The organism is Verrucomicrobiia bacterium (assembly GCA_035946615.1).
Taxonomy (GTDB): Bacteria; Verrucomicrobiota; Verrucomicrobiia; order Limisphaerales; family UBA8199; genus DASYZB01.
In genome coordinates this window covers 100,682-109,698 of sequence record DASYZB010000008.1, presented here as the reverse complement: position 1 = coordinate 109,698, position 9,017 = coordinate 100,682, and the positions used below count along the sequence as shown (strand labels likewise).

At 58.8% G+C, this 9,017-nt stretch carries 4 protein-coding genes; 2 read left to right on the top strand and 2 right to left on the bottom strand.

The window, feature by feature from the left end; translation table 11 throughout:
- Nucleotides 1-596 precede the first annotated feature (596 nt).
- Nucleotides 597-1,841: an ISL3 family transposase gene (locus VG146_01145; GenBank protein HEV2390945.1), complete on the top strand. Its 1,245-nt coding sequence runs from the start codon at nucleotides 597-599 to the stop codon at nucleotides 1,839-1,841.
- A gap of 569 nt (nucleotides 1,842-2,410) precedes the next feature.
- Nucleotides 2,411-4,468, top strand: a complete 2,058-nt coding sequence (locus tag VG146_01140; GenBank protein HEV2390944.1) for a CRTAC1 family protein — start codon at nucleotides 2,411-2,413, stop codon at nucleotides 4,466-4,468.
- A 241-nt stretch (nucleotides 4,469-4,709) separates the two neighbouring features.
- Here the strand turns inward: VG146_01140 and VG146_01135 are convergent, their stop codons facing one another.
- The gene (locus VG146_01135) at nucleotides 4,710-5,180 is read right to left on the bottom strand and encodes a response regulator (GenBank protein HEV2390943.1); all 471 of its coding nucleotides are present in this window, start codon (nucleotides 5,178-5,180) and stop codon (nucleotides 4,710-4,712) included.
- 1 nt (nucleotide 5,181) lies between these two features.
- Complete coding sequence (locus tag VG146_01130; protein HEV2390942.1) at nucleotides 5,182-8,958, bottom strand: chemotaxis protein CheB; 3,777 nt, start codon at nucleotides 8,956-8,958, stop codon at nucleotides 5,182-5,184.
- Between the last annotated feature and the right edge of the window lie 59 nt (nucleotides 8,959-9,017).

Sequence of the window (9,017 nt, the reverse complement as noted above, 5' to 3'; positions counted from 1 at the left end):
CGCGAGGCGCAGATGTCTTTCCCACACTGGCGTCGTAACCCTACGACGCCAGCGGTGGGTGGTTGTTTGATTAGAGGCCGGTAATCTGGCGCATGGCGTCGTGGAAGGACAAGCCGAGTACGCGCATAAAGAAGTCGATGGCGTTGCCCGCCAGATTGCGCTGTGGCCAACGCCAGTAACTGTCTTTGACTAAGAGTCCGTCCCTCCGGGACTCATTCCCTTTTGGCGTTTGGTCCCAAAGCTAAAGCGGGTCTGTAGCAGAATTTGTGGGTGATCCGGTGTAGAGAATTGCGGCCTGCGGCCGAAAGTTTTAGATGAGTTTTTCGCTTTGGACCATGGCTTGCAGAGGCATCATGAAAAGCAAACGCCCGGTCCGGGACAAGCCCGAGGCCGGGTGGGATGTACTGGCTGCAATCCATGGACGGTCCGGTGCTCAGGTTGCACTCCTGCAGAGCCTTATCCCCCGAACCGCCCAATAAAGTAGCACACCCACCCACTGCACAAAAACTGGTCTTCGGTTTATTCAATCGTTTTTGCAAGTTGATTGAACGCGTTAAACCAGAAGACCAGCTATGCAGGTGGAACTTAAAACGATTTTGAACCGAATTCAACATTTCAGGGGTTTCGTCTACCGGGATATCCGGCTGCGCAGCCCTCGAGGCAAGCTGCGCATCGAGGTGCGTATTGAGCCGCATCAGAGCATGGGTGCCCGATGCTCGAAGTGCCGCCAGCCGGCGCCAGGTTACGACCGACTGCCTGAGCGATGGTGGCGGTTTATCCCGCTGTGGGGAATTGTCACCTGGTTTTTGTATGCCCCGCGCAGAGTGGAATGTGCGGTGCACGGCGTGGTGGTCGAATACATGCCCTGGAGCGACGGCAAGCGACCGATTACCCTGGCCATGATGGACTTTTTGGCGCGGTGGGCGCGGCATTTGTCGTGGCGGCAGACGGCCCGGGCCTTCCACACCAGTTGGGAAGCGGTCTATCGCTCGGTAGAATGGTTTGTGCAGTGGGGCCTGGCGCACCGACAACTTCAAGGGGTCAGGTCCATCGGCGTGGACGAAATTCATTGGGGTAAAGGCAAACGGGCGGATAATTTCCTGACGGTCATCTACCAAATCGACGCTCAGTGTCGGCGATTGCTGTGGGTCGGGCGACGGCGCACGCAAGCGACCTTGCGCCGCGGGCTGGCAGCGCTGGGACAGGAAGTGGTCGGAGAGCTGCGTTTTGTGTGCAGCGACATGTGGCAGCCTTACTTGAAGGTGATCGCCGCTAAAGCCAGTCAAGCCCTGCACGTGGTGGATCGTTTCCATATCACGATGCACTTGAATCAAGCCGTCGACCAAGTGCGTCGTTCTGAGAGCGGACGGTTGCGTGGCCGTCCTTTGGCCCAACGTCTCAAGCACATGCGTTGGCAGTTGTTGCGCCGAGGCAGCCGGGTGCGCGGCCATGCTCGCCGCAAACTCAATGCGTTGATGGCTAGCAAGCTGGCCACGGCACGGGCGTGGAACCTTAAGGAGTCTTTCCAGTATATCTGGCATTACAAATCCCACATCTGGTCGGGGGCCTTTCTGGATTATTGGTGCTCGTTGGCGATGCGCAGCCGCATCGAGCCGATGAAGAAGGTGGCCCGGATGTTGCGCACCCATGAGCCGTTGCTTCTGAATTGGTTCAAGGCTAAGGGCGAAATCTCCAGCGGCGCCGTCGAGGGCTTGAACAATAAAATCCGAGTGGTGACCAGACGTGCTTACGGCTTTCGCACCTTCGATGCGATGGAAATAGCCATGTATCACACGCTCGGCCGGCTTCCAGAGCCGCCGTCAACCCACAGATTCTGCTGACGAGGCGCTAAAGCATTGGGCTATTCTCGGATGTCCCTCCGGGACAGGTCTGGGCTGTACTACCCACCGGTGCGGGGAATTCCAACCAACCGGCCATACGGACCGCCACGTTGCTCGCGGCGTGGAGTCCAGCGCCAGCTTGATCTGCTGGAATTGAGGCTGGGTGGAGGCTTCGGTTGCGACTTGCGCTCCGCAGGCTTGAGCGGTAGAAGTTTTCTTGTGTCTATTCATTTGCCGGTGGACGTAGCAGCTTTGTTGCGCGTCCGGCAGCATTCATGCCATCTATCAATCAATCCCTGGGCCGCTGTTGACAATACAGCCAAGGGAAGTGACGATGCTCGGGCATGAACTCTCTGTCCGCGAACTTGCTTTTGCGCGCGTCTCTTTTTTTCTTTCTGCTGTACGTTCTAAACCCCCTTGTTCTAGCTCAAGAGAAAGACGCCAAGCGGGAATTCCGAGGGCCTGGAACAGCGCGAATGGCCGAGCGGCTCCAGAGAATAGCTGAGCAGGTTAATCCCATGCGAAATCCTTTCTTGAGCACTCAGCGTGCTAAGATTTTAGAGCCCATCTTGGCCTCCACAACCGATACGCAACGTCGTGGAGAATTGTCCTTTTTGCTCGCCTCGCAGTTGTTGAACGCAGGGCGGAATGCAGAAGCGCTGAATTTATTTCAAGGACTGGAGCAATTGGTCAAGACAGCGGACCCGCAGGCGTTCCTGCGGAACCGGACCACCTTGGAGATCAAAGAGGCCCTTTGTTGGATGCGGATTGGGGAGATGACAAATTGTTTAGCCGATCACAATCCTGAGTCATGCCTGGCCCCGATTCAGGGGCGTGGCATCCACCGTTTCCAAGAGGGTTCGCGTAATGCGATGCAGATTCTGACCGCGTTGCTCCAGCAAGAGCCTGGAAACCTAACGGCTCGCTGGCTTTTGAACATTGCGAGCATGACGGTCGGGGATTACCCGGATAAAGTTCCCGCTCAATGGTTGATTCCCCCGAAGGTTTTTGCTTCGGAGTATGACATCAAGCGGTTTCCAGAGATTGCCGGATCCCTGGGCTTAGACCCGATGAAGCTGGCCGGCGGCAGTATCCTCGAAGACTTCGACGGAGACGGGAATCTCGACGTTATGTGCTCTTCCTTTGGGTTCCAAGATCAACTCCGTCTCTTCCATAACAATGCGGATGGCACATTTACTGAGCGCACGGTTGAAGCGGGGTTGCTCGGAGAGGTGGGCGGGTTGAATTTAATTCAGACTGACTATAACAACGATGGTTTTCCAGACGTGCTGGTTCTGCGCGGGGGATGGATGGGTTCGGAAGGCCATTTCCCAAAGTCCCTCCTGCGCAATAATGGGGATGGCACCTTTGAAGATGTAACCGAATCGGCGGGCTTGCTCTCTGCCAAACCATGTCAGACCGCGGTTTGGTTCGATTATGACAATGACGGCTGGGTTGATTTGTTCCTGGGCAATGAATCAAACGGTCCTGACCAAAATCGATGCGAGCTTTTCCATAACAACCGCGACGGTACGTTCACCGAATGCGCCGTCGAGTCGGGTGTCGCCTTTTTGGGGTTCGTTAAAGGGGTTTGCAGCGCCGATTTCAATCATGATGGGCGGCCTGATCTTTTTCTGTCAGTGCTTGGTGGACCCAATGTGTTATACCGTAATGACGGGCCATGGACAAATTCTAACGGGAAGATGGTCTGGAAATTCACCGACGTTGCCAAGCAGGCAGGCGTCACCGAACCCATTTTCAGTTTTCCATGCTGGTTTTTTGATTACGACAACGATGGTTGGGATGACTTGTTTGTTTGTGGATACCGCATCAAGAATGTGGGAGATATTTGCGCCGATTACCTTGGGCTTCCCACGGACGCTGAACGGCCTCGCCTTTATCATAATAACCACGATGGGACGTTTAGGGATGTCACCCGCGAAACCGGTCTCTACCGCGTGCTCCATGCAATGGGTTCCAACTTTGGCGATCTTGATAATGACGGTTTCCTGGACTTTTATCTCGGCACTGGGGAACCAGACCTGGCTACAATTGTCCCCAATCGCATGTTTCGCAACGATGGCGGCAAACGGTTTCAAGACGTTACAACTTCGGGCGGTTTTGGCAACTTACAGAAAGGCCATGGGGTTTCCTTCGGTGACATCGATAACGATGGCGACCAGGACATTTACGAAAATATGGGCGGCGCGGTCAGCGGTGACCTTTATAGTAATGTCCTCTATGAAAACCCCGGACACGGCAACCATTGGGTCACTCTAAAACTCCAAGGCGTCCAGTCGAACCGGGCGGCTATTGGGGCCCGCATCCGGGTTGTCGTGAACAGCGCCACGGGTGAGCACAATTATTACAAAACGGTCGGCACCGGCGGCAGTTTTGGTGCCTCCCCGCTCCGGCAGGAAATCGGGTTGGGACAGGCCCAGTCAATAAACCGCATTGAGATCTTTTGGCCTCGGACAGGTAAAACGCAAGTGGTGCCACATGTGGCGATGGATCACTTCTACAAGATAACCGAAGGCCAACCGCAAGCTGTGCTGTGGAATCTCAAAAGCTTCCGCTTAGCCTCGAAGCCGATGGGAGGCCCTATGATGCACCATCACCATAACTAATGCATCTATGGACCAGGGCAGTAGGCGGGGCCGCCGGGAATCCCTTCTATTCCCTGGTTTTTCCCATCTATGCACAATCCAGGTGCGCTAGCCTGGAATTGCTTGACGAATGTTTCGAGAACGGGGACTGGCGCTCCTTTGAAATCACCCGCGCAGCGTACAAAACAATTCGCGTGCCAAAAAGCAATTTCTTCAATATCTCAACCGATCCGGGAGCGGAGGGATGCGGAGAAGGACTTCCTTAGTTAGACCGGGGTTGAAGGGGTTGATCCTTCGGGAGTGGAGGGAAGCGATTCCACTCGAGCCACCAGCCCTTGAGGCGCCGAGCGGTTTCGTTGCGCTCAGCTATATCCATGGGTTTGACGATGTAGGAGTTGGCGCCGAGTTCGTACGCCCGGGCGATATCGTGCTCGTGCTCAGCCGAGGTGCAGACGACCACCACAATGCGCCGCAGCAAGGGCTGGGCGCGCATCCATTCCAGGACTTCGAAGCCGGATTTACGCGGGAGTTTCAGGTCGAGCAGGACCAGGCAGGGTAAGGGGAATTGGGCGCGGTCGGCAAACGGGCCGGCGCCGCTGAGATAGTCGATGGCCATTTGACCGTCAGTGGCGACCTGGACAGGCATGGTAATGCCGGCCTGCTCGAACGCGATCCTGAGGAGGAGGATGTCGCACTCCTCGTCCTCCACATGGAGAATGCAAGTGTCCCTCATACTAGGCTGGGGTTGCTTTAGGAAGTTCAACCCAAAATTTGCTGCCCTGGCCGGGCGTAGATTCCAGGCCAACCTGGCCGCCCATGCGCTGGATCACCTTGCGAACCAGGGCCAGGCCAACGCCTGTGCCCGGGAATTCTTCGGTGCGGTGAAGGCGCTGGAACATGCCGAAGATCTTTTCGTGGGAGTCCTCGGGGATGCCGATGCCGCGGTCTTCCACCCAGACCCGGAGTTGGTCGCCGTAGTCTTCAGTCCAGACGCGCACCCAGGGCTTGGCCCCGCGAGGGACGAATTTGACGGCGTTGCCCAGGAGGTTGGAGAAGCACTGGACGAGGCCGGCGTGGTTGCCGAGGACACGGGCGGCTCCGTCGCAGTCGATGATGACGTCGGCTTCGGAGGGTTGGAGATTGGGATAGGCCTGGACCATGCCGCGCAGTAGCTGACAGACGTCCACGGGCTGCAAGGGCAACTCTTCTCGGACGGCTTTGGCGTAGCTGAGGGCATCCCGGATCAGTTCATCCAGGCGAACGGCGGAGGTGCCGATTCGCTCGAGAAAGTCGCGGCTTTCGGGGCTGAGGCGTTCGCCCTCCGCTTGCTCGATCAGCGAGGCGAAACTGCGCATGGCGCGGAGCGGGGCGCGCATGTCGTGGGCGAGGGAATAGGAAAAGCCTTCGAGGTCAGAGGCATAGCGGGTCATCGCCTCTTTGGACCTGCGCGCGATTTCCTCGGCTTCTTTCCGCGCGGTGATGTCTTCGATGGCCAGGAGAATCAGGTCGAGCTGCTGGACGCGGCGGCCGCTGAGCAACATGGTGCGGCGCCCGATGCTATCGAACTCGCGCGTGACCTCGTAGTCCCGGAACACGCGGTCGCACGGGAGGATTTCCTCCAAAAGGCTGCGCAGTTTCGGGATGTTCCATTGGCCATTGCCCAGTTCGTACACCAGACGACCGAGGGTCTGTTCGGGGGTGACCTGGAAGGCGCGGTAAAAAGAGGCATTGGCAGTGAGGACCTGCAGGCCGGGCTTGAGGATGAGGAGCGGGGAAACGGATTCAACCACGGCCTGGGCATAGTCGCGGCTCTCGCGGACCTCGTGTTCGGCCTTTTTGAGCGCCTCAATATCCAGGAGCATGAGCACCACCCCGTCGATGCGGTTGTCGAGGGTGAGAAAGGGGCGCGCGCGCAGGTCGTAGGAATGGCCGGCTTTGTCGCGCACCTCCCGCTGCAGCGGGCGGCCGGTGGCGACGACCTCGGCCAGCAACTCTTCCAGCTCGGGCAGATCGAGGTTGTAACGAACGCCGCTCAGGGCCCGGCCAACGTCCCCGGCCAGCAGGTTAAAAATCTTTGTCACCGGCGGGGTGAAGCGGCGGACGGTCAGGTCGCGGCCCAGCACGAGAATCGGGGTGTTGATGCTGATATGAAAATTGTGCAGCTCGGCGATCAGGCGGTTGAGCTCGGCATTTCGGCCGCCAAGTTCCTCGTTGACGGTAGTGAGCTCTTCGTTGCTGGACTCGAGTTCTTCTTTGGAGGTTTCGAGTTCTTCGTTGATGCTCTGGAGCTCTTCGTTGCCGGAGGTAGCCTCCTCGTTAACGAACTGGAGCTGCTCGTTGGCGGCTTCATATTGCTCCTGGATGGACTGAAGGTAATCGCGGGTCTCGGCCAGCTCGCGTTCGAGTTGGGCGATGCGCCGGCGCAGGGCCGGTTCACCGATTTCACCGGGGGCGGCCAGGACGGGAGGCGCGGGTTCGCGTCGCGCTCGCGCCTGGGTGGAGCCGCTGGCTACGGCCTCGTGGAAGAGCACGAGGTAACAACGCTCTTTCAGATTCTTAAGGGGAATGACTTCGAGATTCACCGTCCGCAGCTGGCCATCGTGACGAAGTCGAATGCCTTGCTTGCGGAACGGGTTGTCCTGCGCCTTGGCCTGCTCGAGCAACGCGCGCAATGGAGCTTTGAGACCTTCGCAGGCCATCTTCAGCAGGTCATGCGTGGCTTTGCCGATGGCCGGTTCGAGAAAAGGGCCGGTCGCCCCGCGGAACTGAAGGATCTGCGACTCCGCGTTAATGAGCACGCTCGCCGGAGCGAATTGGCTGACCAGGAGGCGGTCGGCTTCACGCTGGGCGTTCAATTCCGCTGTGATCCCGGCGGGCAGCGCGACCCCAGGAACGGCGCCAGCTTCTTGTTGGCGCGGAGTCGAACGGCGGGCGACCGGGACTTGCCAGGTGGGGCTCGGCCCGGGTTTGCGCACAAAGATGCGGAGCTTTTTGTCCACGGGCTCAAAGAGGTCGCGGGATTCGCTGGCGGATTCGGACACGCCCAGAAACAGGCAGCCGCCGGGTTTGAGGCCGTAGTGGAAGGCGGACAAGATGCGGCCATGCAAATCTTTATTGAGGTAAATCAGCAGATTGCGGCAACTGATGAGATCGAGGCGGCTGAAGGGCGGATCGGTCAGAACATTGTGCCGGGCGAAGATGACGGCGTCGCGCAGGGCCTTGTTGATGCGAAAGCCACCGCCGGGCTCCTCGGTAAAGAAGCGGCGGCGGCGCTCCGGGGAAACATCGTGAACCAGGCTCTCGGGGTAGAGGCCCTGGCGAGCTTTTTCGAGCAACTGCTCGTTGAGGTCGCTGGCGAAGATTTGCAGTTTGGGAGCACCGAGCATGCGTTCGGCGAACTCGGTGTAGGCCATGGCCAGGGAATAGGGTTCCTGCCCGGTCGAGCAGCCCAGGACCCAGAAGCGGACGGATTCATCCGGGCTCTGCTCGAGGAGCTTGGGAAAGACCTTGCGCTGGAGAACTTCAAACGCCTCCGGATTGCGGAAAAAACTGGTGACACTGATGAGGATGTCGCGGTAAAGGGCATCGAGTTCGGCGGCGTCACGCCGGAGGGCATGTGCGTAGGCGTCGAGGGTTTCGGCTTTGTTTAGGACCATGCGCCGGGCGATGCGGCGATGGATGGTGCTGGGTTTGTAAAGGGAGAAATCGACGCCGGAATGACTACGCAGGTGGAGGAGGACTTTTTTGAGGTCGTTCTGCTCCTCGGCCGAGGCGGGGAGAGCCTCAACTGAGTCCTCCCGTGCTGCCGTGGCGGCTGAAGGGCCGGCGGCCGACAGGCCTTTCTGGAGGGAAGGATGGCGGGCAATCCGGGCCAGTTCCTGCGCCATCAATTCGGGGGAGAGGACGAGGTCCACGCAGCCCGCGGCAACGGCGCTGCGGGGCATCGAGTCGTATTTGGCGGAAGCGTCCTGGGCGAAGGTAATGCCCCCTTCAGCCTTGATGGCCTCCAGGCCGAAGGTGCCGTCGGAGGCGGTGCCGGAGAGAACGATGCCAACGGCGCATTCGCGCTGGTCCAAAGCGAGGGATTCGAAAAAGTGGTCGATCGCCCTAAGGGCGCCCCGCTTCACCTGGCGGCGTTGGAGCCTGAGGGTACCCTGCTCCATTATCATGGCGGCATTGGGCGGGATGACATAGACGTGGTTGGGCTGGACTCGGAGCCTATCGGTGACCTCGCAGACCGGGAGGGAGGTAATGCGGGTCAGCAGCTCAGTCAGGGCACTGGGGTGGTCGGGGTCCAGATGCTGGACAAGGACAAAGGCCATGCCGGTGTCTGCGGGCAAGTGCTGGAGCAGGCTGGTGAAAGCCTCCAGGCCGCCGGCAGAAGCGCCCACGCCAACGATGGGAAAATTATTCTTGGCAGCCGCAGCGGGGTGATTCGTGGGCTGCGGTTCGGACGCTTCTTTGCCGGCAGCGCCTGCGTCATGGGTCTTTTTGCGACCTTGCCATTTCATCAGGACCTGAGCCGTGCGGGGAAGAGGAGGTTGCGATACGACATCGCGAAATCCAGGAT